This is a genomic window from Aestuariivirga sp. (assembly GCF_965227715.1).
Classification (GTDB): Bacteria; Pseudomonadota; Alphaproteobacteria; order Rhizobiales; family Aestuariivirgaceae; genus Aestuariivirga.
In genome coordinates this window covers 3,316,648-3,335,352 of the sequence record NZ_OZ245771.1, presented here as the reverse complement: position 1 = coordinate 3,335,352, position 18,705 = coordinate 3,316,648, and the positions used below count along the sequence as shown (strand labels likewise).

The window sequence follows — 18,705 nt, the reverse complement described above, 5'->3', positions numbered from 1 at the left end:
GAACGCGATGCGCTTCGATCACGCGAAGATTGCCATCACGCGGCGGCGCTGATCGCTGCGTCATCATTCGCCCGTACTGACATGCGGAAGGCCGCTCCTTCATCCCGGTGGCCTTTAGAAAGGCACACCGACTTTGAGCGTGAGCGACTGCGACGTGGTGTTCTCACCCAGCTGCCCTTCATAGACCAGGCGGCCGAAGCTGTTGCCTTCCGTCACCACATCGAAGCCGAGGGCGAGGCTGCCGAGAACCGCATCGGTCTCCGACGTGATCTGGAAGGAGCCGGACCCCGCATTGGCATTGGCGAAGCTTGCATCCAGATTGTTGTTCGGATCCGTGTTGAAGATGACGCCGGCGCGGGCATAGGGACGGTAGTTCATACCATTGGTGCCAACGAAATCTCCGCCCAGTTCCAAGGCCGGCGTGATGAGCACCGTGAACTGGCTCTGGCTATCCACATCAAGCGCCGCTTCGCCACCCTTCTCCGAGTAATCATCCGCGGAGAAATAAGTCATGTCGACGTCGACGCGGGGCTGCAGATAGGCATGGCCGAAGCTCTGGGTGTAGGCGGCGCGCAGCCGGCCGCCCACATAAGCACCCGTCGTATCTGCGCTCAGCTTGTCGCTGAACCCTTCGAAATTCACGCGGCGGCTGAGATCGGTCCAGACATAGCCGGCCGTCACGTCAGCCGCGAGAAGCAGCGGGCCCTTGTCGTATTTGACGACGGCGCCGATTGCCAGCTGGTCATTGTCGGACTGGCTGTTGTGCGCGCCATCCATCGTGGTGCGGGCATAGCTGACGCCGAGTCCCATCCGCCAATCCTCAGACACGGCCTTCTGGAAGCCGGCGCCCAGCAGGAAGCCGTCCTGATTATAGGAGGCATTGTGGTTGGATGGATCGTAGTCGAGCGTGAAGCCTTCCGCAGCGAACCAGCCGCACTGGCCTTCCGCATTGACGCTGGCGCCGCCCGTGTAGGTTTTGCAGCTCATCAGATCATTGGCGAAGCGCCGGTTGTTGGCAACCACCACATCATTGGTATCGGCATAAAGCTCGGGCGTCAGCTGGCTGAGCGCCTTGCCATAGGCCTGCTCATCAGTGAAATCGACCAGCGCGCCAAAGAGCTCCGACAGGCCGGGCGACACCGCATCGAATGCCGACGTGAGGGCCTGGCCCACATGCTTGTCATTCTTCGACTGGGCGCCGGTGGCGAAATCGAGGCCCGTCAGCACCAGCTCCACATCCTTGTTGTCATTGACGTAGTTGAAGCCGCCCTGGACCACGACATTGGCGATGCTCAGATTCTTGGAATTGAGCCCGTCTTCCGTCTTGATGATCGTGTAGGTGCTGGGCAGCGTGCCGTTGAAATCGGTGAATTCGAGATCGACCTTGCCGTTGAGATCGGCGCCGTCCGTCACGGTGATCAGATCCGAGGAGCCGCTGTTCTGAAGGCTGAGATCCAACTTGATCACACCGGAGTCACTCTGCGTGAAGCTGCCGGTGAGTGCCGTCGTCGAGATGACGCCGGGGACCTGGCCGATGCCGAGCGTTCCATCGTTGAACAGGGTGCCGCCGCCGAGATCGACCGTGTTGCCGGAGTTGAACAACGCACCGTACTTGTTCTCGAAGCCCGTGAAGCCCAGCGTGCCGGCATTGATGTTGCCGCTCACGGTGCCATAGTTCCGAACAATATTCTCAGCGCCCGAAAGCTCAATGGCCGTGGATGATCCACCATCAATTTCGTCATAGTTTGTGACTGAAGCGCCAAGGATCGAAGCCGCCGACACCTGCGCCACCGAAGCGCCCGATATCACGCCGCCGAGAATCTCCACACTGGCCGTCGTGCTTTCCGAAATGGCGTGGATGCCATAGTTGCCGCCGGACACGTTTCCGATGGAGGAGATCGCCGCTTCGCGCCCGCTGCTGTATGCATAAAGCCCGGTGCCGCCCGGCTGCATCGTAACGGCGCCATAATGGACGACGTTGGCGGTGGCCGTGAGGGAATCGCCGGTTGTGCTGGCGAAGATGCCGTAGTCGGTTGCGGTGATGTCACCAACCGAGAACACAGAAACGGCCTGGCGCGAGGCGGAGGCATAAATGCCGCGGGAGCCTGCATCGATTGCGCCATAGGAGTTGACCGTAACGGTCGCCTCTGCCGCGTCGCCCGTGGTCTGGGCAAAGATGCCATCCGACGAAGCGGTAATGTCTCCGTAGCTCAGCACCGACACGCTTTGGCGCGATGCCGAGGCAAAGATGCCACGCCCCTGGCTGTCAATGTCTCCGTCGTGGAAGACGCTCACGTCAGAGGCCTCTGAATCGCCGGTGCTCTGGGCAAAGATGCCATCGCCCACGGACGTGATGTCGCCTTCGCCGGAAACGCTCACACCTTGACGTGCCGAGCTCGCATAGATTCCGCGCCCGCCCGCGTTGATGTTGCCCAACTGGCCGACATAGACCGTGGCATCGCTCGAATCGCCCGTGCTCTGGGCGAAGATGCCATCCTGCGCGGAGGTAATGTCGCCGGTGACGTCCACCTGCACGCTCTGGCGGCTCGACAGCGCATAGATGCCATAGCCATTGGTCGAGGTTACATCGCCCGTCTGCGTGACCGCGACGTCGGCAAGGCCGGAGTCGCCCAGGCTCTGGGCGAAGATGCCATCACCATAGGCGCTGATATTGCCAGAGTTATTCACGCCTACCGCTTGGTTGGAGGCTGATGCATAGATGCCGCGGCCCGCCGTCGAGGTGATCGCACCCGTATGGGTGACCGAGACAGTAGCCGTGGACGCATTTCCGGTGGACTGGGCGAAGATCCCGTCCATGGCAGAAGAGATAGCGCCATTGGCATTCACCGTGACCGTCTGGTTCGACGAGCGCGCGTAGATGCCATAGCCCGTGCCCGAGGTTACAGCGCCCGTCTGCGTGACGCTGACCGTCGCAGTGGCGGCATTTCCGGTGCTGACGGCGTAAATGCCATCGCTTCCCGCAGCAATGTTGCCGGTGTTCAACACGGACACCGTTTGGTTGGATGACTGGGCATTGATGCCGCGGCCATTCACCGAGGTGATGGCGCCCGAATGCGTTACCGACACCGTGGCGGTCTCTGCATTGCCGGTGCTCTGCGCGAAGATCGCGTCATTGGCGGAGGCAATGTCGCCGGTGGCATTCACCGTCACCGTCTGATTGGCAGAGCGGGCATAGATGCCATAGCCCGTGCTGGAGGTGATCGCGCCATTCTGGTTGACATTCACCGTCGCAGTGGCGGCATTTCCGGTGCTGACCGCGAATATGCCATCACTTGCGGCGGTGATGCTGCCAATGTTGGCCACCGAAACAGTCTGGTTTGACGAGAGCGCATAGATGCCGCGGCCGGCGGTGGAGACGATTGAGCCATCATGAATGACGGTGACCGTGGCCGTATCTGCGTTGCCCGTGCTCTGGGCAAAGATGGCATCGTTTGCAGATGAGATATCGCCAATCACATTCACAGACACTGTCTGCCGCGCTGAATTGGCATAGATGCCATAGCCCGTGGTGGATGTCACATCGCCGGTCTGCATGACGGAAACGGTCGCCGTGCTGGCGTCACCCGTGCTCTGGGCAAAGATGCCATCGCCATAGGCCGAGATGTCGCCGAGGCTGACCACTTCCGTCGCCTGGCGGGCGGAATTGGCGTAGATGCCGCGGCCGCCGGAAGACGTGATGTCACCTGTGCGCATCACGGTGACGGTTGCCGTTTCCGCATCCCCCGTGCTTTCCGCAAAGACGCCATCGCCTGCGGAGATGATGGCGCCGCCGCTGATGACAGAGACACTCTGCCGCGCTGAGGAAGCATAGATGCCGCGGCCGTTCGAAGACGAGATATCGCCGGACTGAAGGACGGAGACGTCAGAAATGTCCGTGTCACCCGTGCTCTGGGCAAAGACGCCATCTTCCTTGGAGGTGATGTTGCCGGTGACGTCCACATCCACCGTCTCGCGGGCTGAATAGGCATAGATGCCCTTGCCTTCGGAGGATACGATGTTTCCGGTCTGGGTGACGGACACCGTTGCGTCCGGCGTATCGCCAAGGCTTTCGGCGAAGATGCCATCCCCGACGCTGTTGATGCTGTAAGTGCCCGTATTGCTGTCGATGTCCACCGTGCTGTTGGACTGGAAGAACACGCCCTGCCCACTGGCGGGTGCTATATTTGCGGTGAGATCCTTGATGACCAGATTGGTGATGGGCTGTGCCGCGGAGACGCCGCCGGACTGGTCCCCAGTGCAGGTCTGTTCCGTGCCGGATGTTGTGCACAGGTCATTCGCCTGCGCTCCCGAAGACGCCGCGAGGACGAACAAGGACATGGCCGCGAGACTGGCGGATGCCGTCAACGGAACGGCGGAAAGCAGACGGCTTGAACGCTTCATGATCGGTAGTACCCCCCAAGGCACGATTCTCTTTTACCGGTCATCAACCAGTACACATCAGGGGTAACCTATGCTACTTGGTTAACGCAATCAAAATTCGTTCACATGTGTGGAAAGTTATGACTCGTACGCTTTTCTACTTATATACCCTGACGCGAAGATTGGCTCTTGCGTTCATAGTCGTCACGGTGGCAGCACTGGCGGCTTCGCCCGCATGGAGCGGCCCGCATGAAGATGGCGACGCAGCCTTCGCGGCCAAGAACTACAAGCAGGCAATGAAATTCTATCAGCAGGCCGCCGCACAGGGCGAACATTGGTCCGAGAACAGCATCGGTACCATGTATGAAAAGGGCCTTGGCGTGCCGGCGGACCCGCAGAAAGCGCTGCTGTGGTTCGGCAAATCGGCAAAGGGCGCCAATCCCTGGGGGCAATACAATCTCGGGCGGTTCTATGATGAAGGATTGGGCACCAAGAAGGATCAGGCGACGGCTGTCCGCTATTTCAAACTTGCAGCGTCACAGGGAAATGTCTGGGCGAACTACAGGCTTGGCCAGATGTATGGCGATGGCGTGGGCGTCAAGAAAGATCGCGAGCTGAGCCAATCCTATTACCTGAAGGCGGCGAATGCCGGCAATGACTGGGCACAATATGCATTGGCGGAAATCTACTCAATCAATGCCGGCAGAATGCCCAACATGAAGGAAGCCATCAAATGGTACCGCAAGTCAGCCGCCCAGAAGAACGAATGGGCTGCTTATAAGCTTGCGCTGATTCTGATCGAAGGCCGCTACACTCCAAAAGACATCCCCAAAGCGAAATCGCTTCTTGAAATGTCGAAGTCCCAGGGGAACAAGCAGGCCGCCAAGGAGCTGAAAGCCCTCAAGTGAGGTCTTGATCAGGACAGCGGGGTTGGGTTCAGACGCTCAACCCCACTTCGTCCGCGTCTACTGACACAGCACTGTCATGTCCGGCTCCTAGTCACGCCCTGCCGCAGCAACCGGCGCGTTGCACGGCGTGACAACACGACAGGACATGATCATGACATTCTCAACCCGACTTCTGCATTCGACGATGGCGCTTGCCGTTCTGGCAGCGGCAGCGCCTGCCCATGCCGGTGCGATGGAAGACCTGGTGGCCGCCGCTCAGAAGGAAGGCGAACTCACCGTCATCGCGCTTCCGCACGACTGGTGCGGCTATGGCAATGTGATCGAAGGCTTCAAGGCGAAATATGGCCTGAAAGTCAACGAGCTGAACGTTGATGCAGCCTCTGCCGATGAACTGGAGGCGATCCGCGCCAACAAGGACAACAAGGGCCCGCAGGCTCCGGACGTGATCGACGTCGGACTTGCCTTCGGACCTCAGGCCCAGAAGGAAGGGCTGCTGCAGCCCTACAAGGTTCAGAGCTGGGATGAAATTCCGGCAGACGTTAAGGATGCGGACGGCAACTGGTACGCCGGTTATTATGGCGTGATGTCTTTCGGCGTGAACAAGGACCTGGTCAAGAACACGCCTGCCGACTGGTCTGACCTCACCAAGCCCGAATATGCGAATGCCGTGGCGCTCACCGGCGATCCGCGCGCCTCGAACCAGGCGATCCTGGCGGTCATGTCCGCAGGCGTGTCCAAGGGTGCGGCACCCGGAACTGACTCGGGTGAGAAGGGCCTCGAGGTGATGGCCGAGCTCAACAAGGCCGGCAATTTCGTGCCTGTGACCGGCAAGTCCGGCACCATCGCGCAAGGCCAGACCCCGATCGTCGTGGCCTGGGACTATAATCTGCTCGCCTGGCGTGACAGCCTGAACGGCAATCCCCCGATGGACATTGTCATTCCGGCATCGGCCTCGCTCGCAGGCGTCTATGTGCAGGGCATTTCCGCTTTCGCTCCGCACCCTGCCGCCGCCAAGCTGTGGATGGAGTATCTCTATTCCGACGAAGGCCAGACCGGCTGGCTCAAGGGCTACTGCCACCCGGCCCGCTTCAATGCCATGTCCGCGGCGGGCAAGATCCCCGCTGAGGTGATGGCGAAGCTGCCGCCGGCCGAAGGCTACGCCAGGGCCGTGTTCCCCACCGTCGAGCAGCAGGAGGCCAACAAGGCCGCCGTGACCGGCGGCTGGGACAAGGTCGTGGGCGCCAACGTCCAGTAAGCTCCGCCGGACTGTTTGAAAATCGCTCCGTCCCGCTCAGGCGGGGCGGAGCCAGTGATGGATCACCTCGCGATGACAGCGCCCTCAAGGCCACCACTCCGCATCGGGCAGCATCTGACGTGGCTGGGCGTCACGCCATTTGCGCTGTTCGCACTGCTCTTCCTGATTCTTCCCACACTCAAGATCGTCATTGCCTCCTTCCGCACGCCAGAAGGTGCGTTCACGCTGGCGAATATTATCCGGCTTGCGACAAAGAGCATCATCGATGCCACGCTCTTGTCCCTCAAGCTCAGCGTGCTGACGGCCTTCTTCGGCTGCGCCATCGGGCTTCTGCTTGCGATCGCCGTCACGCGAGGCGGGCTGCCGGGATGGTTCCGCAGTGCCACGCTCACCTTCTCGGGCGTTGCTTCCAACTTCGCCGGCGTTCCACTGGCCTTCGCCTTCATCGCCACGCTCGGAAGGCTTGGCCTCGTCACGGTTCTGCTGCGGGATTGGTTCGGCATCAATCTGACGAGCCTGGGTTTCAACCTCATCAGCTTCACGGGCCTTGCAATCACCTATCTCTATTTCCAGATCCCGCTCATGCTCCTCATCATCACGCCTGCGCTTGACGGGTTGAAGCGGGAGTGGAGCGAAGCGGCGCAGACGCTTGGCGCGAGCAACATTCAATATTGGCGGCTGGTCGCACTGCCGGTGCTCTGGCCGGCTCTTCTCGGCTCTTTCGCGCTGCTCTTCGCCAATGCCTTTGGTGCCGTCGCAACAGCAATGGCGCTGACGGGATCATCACTCTCGATCGTGCCCATCATGCTCTTCGCGCAGATCCGCGGCGATGTGCTTCAGAACCCGCATCTGGGTTATGCGCTGGCCTTCGGCATGATTCTGATCACCGGTCTTGCAAACCTCATTTACATCCTGCTCCGCGTACGGGCGGAAAGGTGGCTCAAATGAAAACCGCAAAGATCTGGGCCTGGATCGCCGCAGCGCTCGGCACGATCTATTTCTTTCTGCCGCTGATCGGCACCTTCGAGTTCTCGCTCCGGGCGCGTCGCGGAACTTACTCCTTTGATGCCTACCGGACCGTGCTGTTTGACCCGCAATTTCAATCAACCTTCCTGTTTTCCGTGGTGATGGCGCTTCTCACCATCGTCATGGGCGTGCTGATCGTGACACCTACGGTGTTCTGGGTGCGCCTGAAACTGCCGGGCCTGCGGCCCTGGATCGAATTCGTGACCCTGCTGCCCCTTGTCATTCCGCCCATCGTGCTGGTCTTCGGCTATATCCGGCTTTACAACACATCGAGCCTGCTGCCGCTGACGGGATCGATCTTCGGAACCAACATATTGCTGGTGCTGGGCTACACCACTCTGGCGCTTCCCTACATGTATCGCGCCGTGGACACGGGGCTCCGCACCATCGACGTGCGCACACTGACCGAGGCCGCACAAATGCTTGGGGCGGGATGGCTCACCATACTGGGCCTGTTGATCCTGCCCAATGTGCTCGTTGCCGTGTTGTCGGGTGCATTCATCACCTTCGCGATCGTCATCGGCGAATATGTTCTGGCGGCCCTTCTCGACCGGCCGGCCTTCGGGCCCTACATGGTGTGGATGGGCTCCAACCGCGCCTATGAGCCAGCAGCCCTCGCCGTCATTGCCTTCTCCGTCACCTGGGGCTGCATGGGGCTGATCCAGCTCGCAACGCGGCTTGCCCCTCACACCCGAGCAAAATCCTGATGTCCTTCATTCAACTCTCCAGCCTCGCGAAGCAATTTGGGCCAACCAAGGTTGTCACCGATTTTTCGCTCTCGATTCCGAAGGGGGCCTTTGTGTCACTGCTGGGTCCTTCGGGCTGCGGCAAGACAACCGTGCTGCGCATGCTTGCGGGACTTGAGCAGCCGACGGCGGGCTCCATCACCATCGACGGCCGGGACATGACACCGCTGCGCGCCAACCAGCGGCAGATCGGCATGGTGTTTCAGGCCTATGCGTTGTTTCCAAATCTGACAGTCGCTGAGAACGTGGCCTTCGGGCTCAGGATTGCGGGGAGGCCCCGGATTGAAATCACCAAGCGCGTGACGGAAATGCTGGAGCTGATTGGCCTGCCCGAGCATGGCAAGCGCTACCCATTCCAGCTTTCGGGCGGGCAGCAACAGCGCGTGGCGCTGGCACGCGCGCTCGCACCGAGCCCGCGCGTGCTGCTGCTGGATGAGCCGCTTTCCGCACTCGACGCCAAAATCCGCATCAGCCTGCGCAGCGAAATCAGATCCATCCAGCGCGCGCTTGGCATCACCACGGTCTTCGTCACCCATGACCAGGAAGAGGCACTGAGCATTTCGGACCAGGTGGTGGTGATGAACCGCGGCCAGGCCGAGCAAACCGGCACGCCTTTTGATATCTACAACGCGCCGCACACACGCTTCGTGGCGACATTCGTCGGCACGCTGAACATTTTCAAGGCCCGGCTCGATGATCCCGCACGCGGGATCATCAACATCGAGGGAAGACCTGTCCGGCTCTCACGGCCAGTCGATGCCGCCCAGGGCTCCAGCCTGTCACTTGCCATCCGCCCGGAGAACATAAAGCTTGGATCTCCGGACGGCTGTGACATCACAAGCCTTGCGGAGATCTGCGAGGTGTCTTTCCTCGGCTCGGTCATTCGCATCAAGGCGAAGTTGTTCGGAGCCGTGGTGGACTTCGATCTCTTCAACCAGCCGAATGCTTCACCCCCGGTACCGGGATCCCAGGCGACGATCTCCCTCAGCAGCCGCGACCTGCTCGTGCTGGCGGATTGAACCGCAGTCCGCTCAGGCGGTCTTGCCCAGCTTGGGGCGCCAGGCGAGCTCCTTGACCTGGGGGATGCCTTCCCCACTGCCGTCAACCTTGACGCCGATCTTGGCTTCGCTGGCATGCGCCGCCACCAGGATATGGGTCATCGCATTCAACGCCACCGGGTCGGAAAGATCGAGCCTGAAGCTCTTCCGCTGGCCATGACGCCCGCGCAGTCCGAATTCAAAACCATCCGGCGCACTGCCCGTCTTCACCTGCAGGCTTTCGACCTTGCCGACGAAATCGAACTCGCTTTCCGCCGGAAGCGCGTCTTCCACCAGCTTGCCGCGCGATGCCTTGGTCTTGGTCTTGACCTTGGTCTTCTTGGAAGGCACGCGGGTCTCGGCCCCGGTCTTAACGCTCTTGTTCTTGTCGTTCATGCAACACCTTGTCGAGTGATCTGACTGTCCACAAAGGCAATTCTAGATACAAATGCATTGTCACAATCAACTGGAATGCGGAGTGCGGGCGGCGGAGGCCGCCACCGTCACAAAAGCTTTGCACAAATCGGGCCTAAGGGCGTTCAACGCCAGAAGGCAGAGAGATGCTGACCACTCCCCCACTTCCAAAGCATTACCGGGCGATCTTCATTTCGGACATTCACCTCGGCACCAGGCGCGCCCAGACCCACGCCCTCCTCGATTTCCTGCGGGCGACGGAATCCGACCAGCTCTATATCGTGGGCGATTTCATCGACAATTGGTCGCTGCGGAAAGCCTGGTACTGGGACCAGTCCCACAATGACGTCATCCAGAAGCTGCTGCGCAAGGCGCGCAAGGGCACCAAGCTCATTTACATTCCTGGCAACCACGACGAGAATTTTCGCAATTTCCTGAATGTGAGGATGGGCCGCGTGGCGATCCTCGAGGAAGCAGTCCACCTTACCGCCAACGGCAAGCGTTACCTGGTGCTGCACGGCGACAAGTTTGACGGCGTCGTGCGCTTCGCGCCCTGGCTCGCGAAAATTGGCGATTCTGCCTATGAGCTCTCGATGGAACTCAACGTGCTGGTGAACCGCGCGCGGCGGTTCCTGCGCCTGCCTTACTGGTCACTTTCCGCCTACCTCAAGAATCGCGTCAAGAAGGCCGTCGAGTTCATCTCGCACTTCGAGGATTGCGTGGTGCGCGAAGCCAAGGCGCGCCGATGCCAGGGCGTGATCTGCGGCCACATCCACACACCCGATGACCGCGAGATTGACGGCATCCACTATTTGAATGACGGCGACTGGGTGGAGAGCTGCACAGCGCTGGTGGAGCACGCCGACGGCCGGTTCGAGATCATCACCTGGACGCCCGCCACCCCCGAATACATCACGGAAGAGCTTCATGCGCATTCTGATCGTAACCGATGCCTGGTCCCCGCAGGTTAACGGGGTTGTCCGCACGCTGAATGCCGTCATCAAGGAGCTGGAAGCGAAGGGACACGACGTTCGCACCATCAATCCGGCTGGGCGGCCATCCTGGCCCATGCCTTTCTACCCCGAGATCACGCTGACCGGGACGAATGCCGCTGACATTTCAGCCGAGATTTCCCGCATCGCCCCGGACGTCATTCACATCGCTACCGAGGGCCCGCTGGGCTGGGCAGCGCGGCGCGCCTGCCTGCGCGAGGGCCTTCGCTTCACCACCGGGTTTCACACCCGCTTTGCCGAATATGCAGCAGCGCGCATCCCTCTCCCCGGTGTGCTCAGCATCGGATGGCGCACGCTCCAGCATTTCCACAAGCCCAGCCAGGCCGTGATGGTGCCCACGAGATCGATCGGCATGGAGCTGGACAGGCGGCGATTTACCAATGTGAAAATCTGGACGCGCGGCGTGGACCGCTCCATCTTCAAACCATATGACCGTGATCACCTGCCCTTCCCGCGTCCCATCGTGCTCTATGCCGGACGCCTTGCGATTGAAAAGGGAATCGACGATTTCATCGCGCTCAAGACCCCTGGCAGCAAGGTTCTGGTGGGAGACGGGCCCGAGCGGGCGCGCCTCGAGAAGCTGGCCCCATCCGCGCATTTTCTGGGCTTCCGCCATGGGGAAGATTATGCCCGCACACTCGCTTCCGCCGATGTCATGGTCTTCCCGAGCCGGACAGATACCTTCGGGCTGGTGATGCTGGAGGCAATGGCCTGCGGCACGCCCGTCGCCGCCTACAATGCGCCAAGCCCGCTCGATGTGGTGGAAGATGGCGTGACGGGCGCGATTGCGGACACGCTGGAAGAGGCCGTGCAGCGCGCAGCCGTGATCGGCCGGGACAGGGTTCGCGAGGGCTCCATGAAATTCAGCTGGAGGTCCTGCGCGGACATGTTCGAATCCTGGCTCGTGCCCTGCGGCCCGCTGCCCTCGCACGGTGGTGCGGATTTTGCCTTGGCCCTTCCCCGCTGAGCGTAACTGCAAAAGATTTCGTCTTGACGAAACAATTCTCAACTGCCACGGGAGGCGAGCGTGACGCGTGAATGCTCATACTCTGATCCACTGCAAGGCGACCGATACCCTCGAAATGCTGCCTCTCGATCCGATCGCCATTGGCAGTTCACCTGGCCAGCCGGACGCCGGCCGACAGGCACTGATTTGGGTTCTGGGCGGTTCCAAGCTCGGTGACAACAGCCAGTTGCTGCGCGCCGTGGAGGCCATGAACCTGCCCTTTCAGTATAAGGACATCGTGCTGCGGCCCAATGCATTGTCCTTGCATCTGCCCGTTCGTGCCACGCTTTCTCATATCGATCTGGAGCTCTCCTCGGCACTTGTGGCACCCTGGCCCGATCTGGTGGTGACGATCGGGCGCCACCTGTCCTGTGTGGCGCTGTGGCTGAAGAAGCAATCAGGCGGGCGGACCAAGATTGCCCTGTTCAACGCGCCGCGCGCCCGGAAGGGCGACTTCGATCTGGTGCTCGTGCCCGCCCATTATGTGATGAGTGAGGACAGCAGGGTGCTGAGATACCGCTTTCCCTTGACGGCGCTCAATCACAAAGCCGTGGTGCAAGCACCACCCAGACCTTCGCCGCACGAGCCAATCCACGTGCTTCTCATCGGCGGCCCGACCAAGGAGCTGATTCTCGATACCGCCGTCGCCACGGATATTCTGAAGACGATGCGGACCACGCATGCAAAGACTGGCCACATCGCCATTGTCACCTCGCGCCGGACGCCTGCAGACCTGATCGAAGAGTTGCAAGCGCAGTTGCTGCCGGGCGAAACTCTCTATCGCTGGAAGGCGAATGACGCCAAAAATCCCTACCGGCCGCTTCTGGCAGTAGGGCAAACATTCACCGTGACAGGTGACAGTCCTTCGATGCTGACGGACATTGCAAGCCTTGGAAAGCGCCTTGTCATTGCGCCTTTGCCGGCGTCGCGGTCCATTGCGCTGCGGATGGAGCAGCGGCTTGAGGAAATCTCCCGCAAGCTCTCGACCAAGATACCCAACTGGTCGCTTCCGGCGCCTGCCAAGCGGAATTACAATATTCTGCATCAGCTCCTGATCGAGCAGGGCTATGCTGTGATGCTGGGTGATGAACCCAAGGCACCCACCCTGCCCTTCCCCGACGAGTCACAGCTTGTCGCTGAAGGATTGAAGAGCCTTCTGCGCTAGGCGCCAGCTGCCACCTTCATCAGTTCACCTTCGCGGGCGCGCACCTCGTCTTCCGCATCAAGCGGATAAACACCAATCACCGAATCGAGATCGCTGACATAGCCCCTGATCTGCTGACGAAGGGCGCTGCCGATGTGATCCAGCGACACCTGCGCACGGGCGAGATCCGCCAGCTGCGTTTGGCGCCTTGGAAGATAAGCCGTGAGGTTCGCCACCTCGAATCCGCCGCTCAGTGAACTGCCACCTTCGGCTTCATAGCTGAGTGCGCTGATGAGGGCGCGCCGCCCTACGGCAGGCCCCACCCCGGCCTTCGCCAGCCTGCGGGCCGAGACATGGTTTTCCGCCACACGGCGCAACACGGGCGTTGCGAGTGCGCGCCGCCAATCCTCCACTGAATAGGGACCCAGGCGCTGATCGCTAGGCGCCGTCGCAAGAACGCCAGCCCCGGGGCGGCTCTCGTGAAGGCACCAGCGCAGGCCCTGTCTGGCGTGCAGTATCTTGAGCTGCAGCGCCGGCACATAGAATGCCCAATTGCCGCAAAGGATATTGTAGGAGTCACCATCAAGAACGCATCTGTTACCCCGCACGATGCAGTGCGAGAAGACGAGGGGTTCCGCTTCCGGTGCTGGCCTTTGCTGCAGATCGAAAAGGTATCGCCCGGCGCTGATGCGTCTTTCCGAAAGAACGGTGAGCTCCATCTGCCGCACAACCTGCCGGAACAATGTCACGGAGCAGACGAACTTCCTGGCTGGAATGACCTGCTGCGGCAGCGGCCTTGCACCAAAGCGCGAAGTAACAGCTTCCACCGTGGGATTGCTCACGAGAATCGAGAGGGCGCCACGCCGCTCGTCCCAGACACGGCCCAACGCCATGGCAAGATCGGCGGGGTCGGCGAGCCCGGGTTTCGGGAGCCAGCTTGGCAGCCGAAATCTCATGCGCGGTTCAGATCAGGCAGGATGGGCGTATCTGGCCGGGCATGCATCCAATTGAACAACTGGTCATAGGCGGCTTGATGCTGGCCGATCTCCGCCACGAGCGCCGGGATCTCATCCAAAGTCTTTGCCACGGGGAGCCTGACGCCTGCCGTTTCAAGAAGGCCCGTGACCTTGTGGTTGTTGCCCTTGAGCACGATGAATGGCGTGCGCGCCTTGCAAGCAGCGAACACCGCATGATGGCGGCCTGTGACCAGGAGCTTGCTGTTCGCCAGCTTTGTAACGAAATCCGGCCAGCCTATATCCTTCATCGAAACATATTCGGTATCGCCAAGGTCTAGTGCGTGAGCTTCAAACTGCCCACCCGCTGTCATGAAGAAGTCGGTGATCACGATCCGAGCGTTGGGCGTGAGGCTCGGCGCTTGCTTCACAGCAAGGAAGAAAGAGGCATCAATCTTCACCAGGGACGGCACGCCATGCGCGGTCAAGAGATCATTGTAACTGTCGATCTCACGCACCTGGATGCCGCTGAGCATGCGCAGGACGTGATCATAGCTGGAGACATTGTTCTGCCAGACCGTGTTCACCAGATAGGCAGGAATGCCGGCCTCGATGGCGCGCTTCAGAACCTCCATCTTCTTCACGAACACATTGCGCCGCGCAATGTTGCTGCCATGCATCGAGCCTTCACCATTGACGACCAGGATGTCGAAAGGCTCATAACGCCCCGCCAACCTGTATCCTGATCTCAGACAGTTCTGGCGGATGCTCTCGATTGCTGCCCAGCTGCCACAATGATAGTCCGAATGATCGCCGAGAATTCTCACCTTTGGCGGGCTGGCCCTTGTCTTGCGGAACAGCGGATGGTCATAGCTCCACTGGCTGTGGCCGCCGAGCCACCAGCTGCGAAGCGCTGAGCGCAGCCCGGACTCAGGCGGCATCCGGGGCGTCCTGTGGCACGCTGGTGAGGTGGCCCCCATCCAGCTGATAAAGGCGGTCAGCAACGCCTACCCACGCCTCGCGATGGGTGATGACGATGATTGTGAATCGGCGGGACAGGGATTTTATGTTGGCCACGATTTCGGCCTCCGTTGCAGGGTCCAGCGAACTCGTGACCTCATCCAGGATCAGGATATCAGGCTGGGTGACCAGCGCCCGGGCGAGCGCCAGCCTCTGGCGCTGGCCACCCGACAGTCTGCCGCCCATTTCGCCCACATCCGTCTCGAGGCCCAGCGGCAGTGTTGAGATGAACTGCTCCAGTCCAGCCAGGCGTATGGCTTCCGACAGCTGTTCCTCGCTGATCTCGGGCGCGCCCAGGCAGATGTTCCGCCGGATCGTCGTGTGAAACAAGGTCAGCTCCTGCACCACATATCCGATGCGCCGCCTCATGGCATGAAGGTCGAGCTCGGAAAGCGGAACGGAGCCCAGAAGAACCCTGCCCGTTTGCGGCACGAGAAGCCTGGCGAGAAGATCGACCAGAGTGGTCTTTCCGCTGCCCGAAAGCCCCTTAAGCACAGTAATCTCGCGGCTGCCGACCACCAGGTTGATGTCGCGCAGCACGTGCCGGTCGTCATAGGCGAAGCTGACGTTTTCGACGCGGTAGGCCGCAGTGGTATCGGGTGGCAGCCTGCCACCCGCCGTCTCGCGATTATCCTCCGCTTCCTTGATCAGTGCATTCATCCGCCGGTAGGCGCTTTCCGAATGCGCGAATTGTTGGCGCAGCTTCTGGAGTTGCGAGATGTTGTTGACGGACTTGATCAGCAGGAAGCCGCTGACCACGAGGGAGTCCAGGGTCACATTGAAACTGCTGTAGGCCACGTAGATCGCCGCGGCAATCGTCAGCGCTGCAATGACCTCGATGCTCTGCGTGAGCAGCTGACGTGATGTTTCGCGGCTTGCCAAAGAGCGTTCGAGCTTGCGGATTCCGGCGTCGATCGACTGATCGACGAAGCTGAAGCGTTCCATGGTCTTCAGCGGCTTCAAATTGGCGAGCAGTTCCACGGTCGAAACAGAGAGCGCCTTGGTTGCCTCTGTCTGGCGGTTGCCAGCGCGCTTCGTCCTGATGATAAGAAAATGCAGGGCAAAGGAGATGATGAGCCCGATCAGCAGGCTGAACAGCGCCAGACGCCAATCTACCAGCAAGGTGATTCCGATATAGAAGACGGTCTGGATGGCGAATGTGGTCCATTGCGCAGACATGAAATAGGCCTCGCCCGCGCGTGAGGCTTCGGACGAAATGGCGGCGGCATATTCGCCGCTGCCCTTGCCGGAATAGAAGCGCCAGTCTGCCACATAGAGGGCACGGATCAGCCGCTGCCGCAGCCGCACGGAAACTTTCGCAGCCGATATGCCCGCATAGCTGAGGGCAAAGAAGGTGATGATCGCCTTGAGGATGAGGCCCAGGCACACCACGGCCAGAATGACTTCCAGCGTGGCTGGCAATCCCAGCACGGCGAGGAATTGCTCCAGATAACGCGACAGTGCGGGCGCCGATGAACCTTGCTGATTGTTCGAGATCAGCGAAACCGCCGGCAGGAGTGCCGAAATCCCCAGCACTTCGCAAGCCGCAGCAAGCAGCAATGCCCCCAGCATGAGGGCTGGATGGGTGCCCTCGGTCCGGAGGAAGATCGAAAGTATTTTACGCATGTCGCCGGTATGACCCTGTCTTCTCAAACCCCTGGCAACAGCGGCCGTTGGCCTTCCGGTGTGCGGGAGAAAAGACGTATTGCCCGAACCTGTCCGAGGCGCAACACTCGGCAAGAGCCTTCTTCAAGCAATTGAAATTAAACAGTATTCATTAAAGCAACTCTGCTCGGCCTACATTTAGAAATGGTAGTCGATGCCGGAAATTGCCAGATTGTAGTTCTGCCGCCCGAGATCGACGTTCCATTTCGACGTGGGGAGATGCTCGCCGGGGTAATCCGTGTCGCCGAATGTGAAGCTGGTGGAGGCAATGGTGACGTGCCGGAATTCGGCGAAGACGGACCAGTGATCGCTGATTGCCGCGCTGACCCCGACTTTGGCCTGGAGAGCAAGGGCGGGGCTGTTCTCATCAGGATCCGTATTGAAATGGTTGATGCCGGGCTCCGATGGATTGGTGGAATTGGAACCCGTGACGGAGACAAGCGCGTATCCCGCGCCCCCGCCAATGTAAGGGCGGATGGTTTCCGACCAGGGCGTGCGAATGTTCAGGACCGCGTTGACAAGCAGCGCCTTGTTGCCCAGCGGAAGGGACACATATTGCGTGCCCAGCGATTGCGGATCGATGGGCATTGCGCCCTTGGGCTCAGCGCCGAGATAGAGACCTTCCAGTTCCGTTGCGAGATCAAGCCGCCAGCCGTTGGGGGAAACGTCCAGTCCGCCCCACTCATATCCCAGGCGCAGTCCTCCGATTCCAGCAGCTGTGGCATCGGCCGAGCCATCGGCATCAACATTGATATCCGGGAAGGGAGCAGGTGTGAAAACCGTGCCGACCTGCTCCATGCTGGTATCGCCGAGACCACCGGCGCCACCGAAAAGGCCGGCATAGAAACCGCCAGCTCCGGCTGTATCCGCCGCAGAACAGCTGCTGCTCATCAGGACCAGCGAACCGGCGCCGAGGATGAATCTGGTAATCACGCAAGCCTCCCCAACAGGACCAGCAGAGTGATTTACCTATCTGATTCCCTCAGCTCGAAAAGAGCGATCCCGCATCCGGCGAATAGCGCGCTACGCGTTCGGGATCGAGTGTCACGCCGATGCCCGGTTCCATGGGAATGGTAAGGTAGCCATCGGCATCAAGCTGGAAGGGCCGGTCAAGCAACCCGTCCACATAGGCGCTGCCGCCGATGAATTCGACGATATCGGTATGTGGCATCGCCGCCGAGATCTGCAGATCGGCCGCCACGCCGATGGCCGTGTTCCAGCCATGGCCGATATAGCGGACACCGAATTCTTCCGCCATCCACGCAATCCTGCGCTGCTCACTGATGCCGCCCACCTTGGTGGCATCAGGCTGTACAATGTCAAACGCACCTCTGACGAGCCAGGGCGTGAAGGCCTGGCGGCGGGTCAGCACCTCTCCGCCAGCAATGGGAACTGGACTCTGCCGGCGAAGCTCGACGAAATCCTCCAGCGCATCGGGCTTCAGCGCTTCCTCAAACCATCCGATGTCATAATTCGCTAGCATGTGCGACGTTCGGATGGCCCAGCGCAGGCCCTGCGGCCAATAGGCATCGCTGGCACCCGCATCGACAAAGAGCTTGTTGTCTGCCCCGAAGCCTTCGCGCGCCGCCTTCACGATGGCCTCGTCAAGCTTGCTGTTGTCACGCCGCCCGAACGGACCCCAGCCGATCTTCAGCGCGCGAAAGCCCTTGTCGCGAGCCTCCGCTGCCACATCGCGCATCAGCGCGGGCTCTTCCATCAGAACCGAACAATAGGGCATGGCGCGTTTACGGTAGATCCCGCCGAGCAACCGCGCCACCGGCTGGCCCAGCGCTTTGCCGAGAATATCCCACAGCGCAATATCAATGCCGCTGATGGTGTGTGTGAGGCTGCCGCCACGCCCCATCCAGAATGTGTTCTGGTGCAGCTTTTCGCTCACCCGCCCCGGCTCTAGCGCATTTTCGCCACGATACAGCGGCTCCAGCACCTTGAGTGCCGCCTGAACGAGGCCGCCATTGGTGAACACGCTGCCAAAGCCGGTGACACCCGCCTCCGTATGAACGGCAATCAGCGTGTGAACGGAATCCTCCGGCCTGATCTCGTTCGACCAGCCGCCCTTGGGCGATTCGCCCAGCAAGGGTGCAGCGACGATCTTGCGGATCGCGAAGTCTTTCATCTGT

The 18,705-nt window shown here is 60.6% G+C and carries 15 protein-coding genes; 8 read left to right on the top strand and 7 right to left on the bottom strand.

The window, feature by feature from the left end:
* Positions 1-114 precede the first annotated feature (114 nt).
* Positions 115-4,401, bottom strand: a complete 4,287-nt coding sequence (locus ACO06F_RS15840) for an autotransporter domain-containing protein (RefSeq protein WP_421693712.1) — start codon at positions 4,399-4,401, stop codon at positions 115-117.
* A gap of 161 nt (positions 4,402-4,562) precedes the next feature.
* Between ACO06F_RS15840 and ACO06F_RS15835 the strand changes: the two genes are divergently transcribed.
* From ACO06F_RS15835 to ACO06F_RS15815, 5 genes are all read left to right on the top strand, one after another.
* Entirely contained in the window at positions 4,563-5,288 is a 726-nt protein-coding gene (locus ACO06F_RS15835; protein WP_421693711.1) for a tetratricopeptide repeat protein, read from the top strand.
* Positions 5,289-5,439: 151 nt separating this feature from the next.
* Positions 5,440-6,543, top strand: a complete 1,104-nt coding sequence (locus tag ACO06F_RS15830; protein WP_421693710.1) for an ABC transporter substrate-binding protein — start codon at positions 5,440-5,442, stop codon at positions 6,541-6,543.
* Positions 6,544-6,600: 57 nt separating this feature from the next.
* Positions 6,601-7,491 carry an ABC transporter permease gene (locus ACO06F_RS15825; RefSeq protein WP_421693709.1) on the top strand — a complete coding sequence of 297 codons (891 nt, stop codon included), beginning with the start codon at positions 6,601-6,603 and terminating at the stop codon, positions 7,489-7,491.
* The gene (locus ACO06F_RS15820; RefSeq protein ID WP_421693708.1) at positions 7,488-8,276 is read left to right on the top strand and encodes an ABC transporter permease; all 789 of its coding nucleotides are present in this window, start codon (positions 7,488-7,490) and stop codon (positions 8,274-8,276) included. Before ACO06F_RS15825 ends, ACO06F_RS15820 begins: the two co-directional genes overlap by 4 nt.
* Positions 8,276-9,334 carry an ABC transporter ATP-binding protein gene (locus ACO06F_RS15815; protein ID WP_421693707.1) on the top strand — a complete coding sequence of 353 codons (1,059 nt, stop codon included), beginning with the start codon at positions 8,276-8,278 and terminating at the stop codon, positions 9,332-9,334. Before ACO06F_RS15820 ends, ACO06F_RS15815 begins: the two co-directional genes overlap by 1 nt.
* Before the next feature lie 12 nt (positions 9,335-9,346).
* Here the strand turns inward: ACO06F_RS15815 and ACO06F_RS15810 are convergent, their stop codons facing one another.
* Positions 9,347-9,748 (bottom strand): hypothetical protein, encoded by a 402-nt coding sequence (locus ACO06F_RS15810; protein ID WP_421693706.1) that lies wholly within the window; start codon positions 9,746-9,748, stop codon positions 9,347-9,349.
* Positions 9,749-9,912: 164 nt separating this feature from the next.
* Here ACO06F_RS15810 and ACO06F_RS15805 point away from each other — a divergent pair, with 164 nt between their 5' ends.
* The 3 genes from ACO06F_RS15805 to ACO06F_RS15795 all read left to right on the top strand — a co-directional run bounded on the left by ACO06F_RS15805 (position 9,913) and on the right by ACO06F_RS15795 (position 12,950).
* Entirely contained in the window at positions 9,913-10,737 is an 825-nt protein-coding gene (locus ACO06F_RS15805) for a UDP-2,3-diacylglucosamine diphosphatase (RefSeq protein ID WP_421693705.1), read from the top strand.
* A complete protein-coding gene (locus ACO06F_RS15800) occupies positions 10,694-11,746 on the top strand; it encodes a glycosyltransferase family 4 protein (RefSeq protein ID WP_421693704.1) in 1,053 nt (350 codons plus the stop codon). Before ACO06F_RS15805 ends, ACO06F_RS15800 begins: the two co-directional genes overlap by 44 nt.
* 67 nt (positions 11,747-11,813) lie before the next feature.
* On the top strand, positions 11,814-12,950 hold the full coding sequence (locus tag ACO06F_RS15795; RefSeq protein WP_421693703.1) for an ELM1/GtrOC1 family putative glycosyltransferase: 1,137 nt from the start codon (positions 11,814-11,816) through the stop codon (positions 12,948-12,950).
* Here the strand turns inward: ACO06F_RS15795 and ACO06F_RS15790 are convergent.
* The 5 genes from ACO06F_RS15790 to ACO06F_RS15770 form a co-directional block, all read right to left on the bottom strand.
* Positions 12,947-13,885 carry a hypothetical protein gene (locus tag ACO06F_RS15790; RefSeq protein WP_421693702.1) on the bottom strand — a complete coding sequence of 313 codons (939 nt, stop codon included), beginning with the start codon at positions 13,883-13,885 and terminating at the stop codon, positions 12,947-12,949. The genes ACO06F_RS15795 and ACO06F_RS15790 overlap by 4 nt on opposite strands.
* The gene (locus ACO06F_RS15785; protein ID WP_421693701.1) at positions 13,882-14,823 is read right to left on the bottom strand and encodes a hypothetical protein; all 942 of its coding nucleotides are present in this window, start codon (positions 14,821-14,823) and stop codon (positions 13,882-13,884) included. Before ACO06F_RS15785 ends, ACO06F_RS15790 begins: the two co-directional genes overlap by 4 nt.
* Positions 14,813-16,528 (bottom strand): ABC transporter ATP-binding protein, encoded by a 1,716-nt coding sequence (locus ACO06F_RS15780; protein WP_421693700.1) that lies wholly within the window; start codon positions 16,526-16,528, stop codon positions 14,813-14,815. The genes ACO06F_RS15785 and ACO06F_RS15780 overlap by 11 nt, the downstream gene beginning before the upstream one ends.
* Before the next feature lie 177 nt (positions 16,529-16,705).
* Positions 16,706-17,500: an outer membrane protein gene (locus ACO06F_RS15775; protein WP_421693699.1), complete on the bottom strand. Its 795-nt coding sequence runs from the start codon at positions 17,498-17,500 to the stop codon at positions 16,706-16,708.
* A 49-nt stretch (positions 17,501-17,549) separates the two neighbouring features.
* Positions 17,550-18,701, bottom strand: a complete 1,152-nt coding sequence (locus ACO06F_RS15770) for a mandelate racemase/muconate lactonizing enzyme family protein (protein WP_421693698.1) — start codon at positions 18,699-18,701, stop codon at positions 17,550-17,552.
* Positions 18,702-18,705 lie beyond the last annotated feature (4 nt).

Excerpts from the sequence above, each read along its gene's own strand:
- ACO06F_RS15840 (WP_421693712.1), bottom strand. The coding sequence starts at position 4,401 with ATGAAGCGTTCAAGCCGTCTGCTTTCCGCCGTTCCGTTGACGGCATCC.
- ACO06F_RS15830 (WP_421693710.1), top strand. The coding sequence starts at position 5,440 with ATGACATTCTCAACCCGACTTCTGCATTCGACGATGGCGCTTGCCGTT.
- ACO06F_RS15825 (WP_421693709.1), top strand. The coding sequence starts at position 6,601 with ATGGATCACCTCGCGATGACAGCGCCCTCAAGGCCACCACTCCGCATC.
- ACO06F_RS15820 (WP_421693708.1), top strand. The coding sequence starts at position 7,488 with ATGAAAACCGCAAAGATCTGGGCCTGGATCGCCGCAGCGCTCGGCACG.
- ACO06F_RS15815 (WP_421693707.1), top strand. The coding sequence starts at position 8,276 with ATGTCCTTCATTCAACTCTCCAGCCTCGCGAAGCAATTTGGGCCAACC.
- ACO06F_RS15810 (WP_421693706.1), bottom strand. The coding sequence starts at position 9,748 with ATGAACGACAAGAACAAGAGCGTTAAGACCGGGGCCGAGACCCGCGTG.
- ACO06F_RS15805 (WP_421693705.1), top strand. The coding sequence starts at position 9,913 with ATGCTGACCACTCCCCCACTTCCAAAGCATTACCGGGCGATCTTCATT.
- ACO06F_RS15800 (WP_421693704.1), top strand. The coding sequence starts at position 10,694 with ATGCGCATTCTGATCGTAACCGATGCCTGGTCCCCGCAGGTTAACGGG.
- ACO06F_RS15790 (WP_421693702.1), bottom strand. The coding sequence starts at position 13,885 with ATGAGATTTCGGCTGCCAAGCTGGCTCCCGAAACCCGGGCTCGCCGAC.
- ACO06F_RS15785 (WP_421693701.1), bottom strand. The coding sequence starts at position 14,823 with ATGCCGCCTGAGTCCGGGCTGCGCTCAGCGCTTCGCAGCTGGTGGCTC.
- ACO06F_RS15780 (WP_421693700.1), bottom strand. The coding sequence starts at position 16,528 with ATGCGTAAAATACTTTCGATCTTCCTCCGGACCGAGGGCACCCATCCA.
- ACO06F_RS15770 (WP_421693698.1), bottom strand. The coding sequence starts at position 18,701 with ATGAAAGACTTCGCGATCCGCAAGATCGTCGCTGCACCCTTGCTGGGC.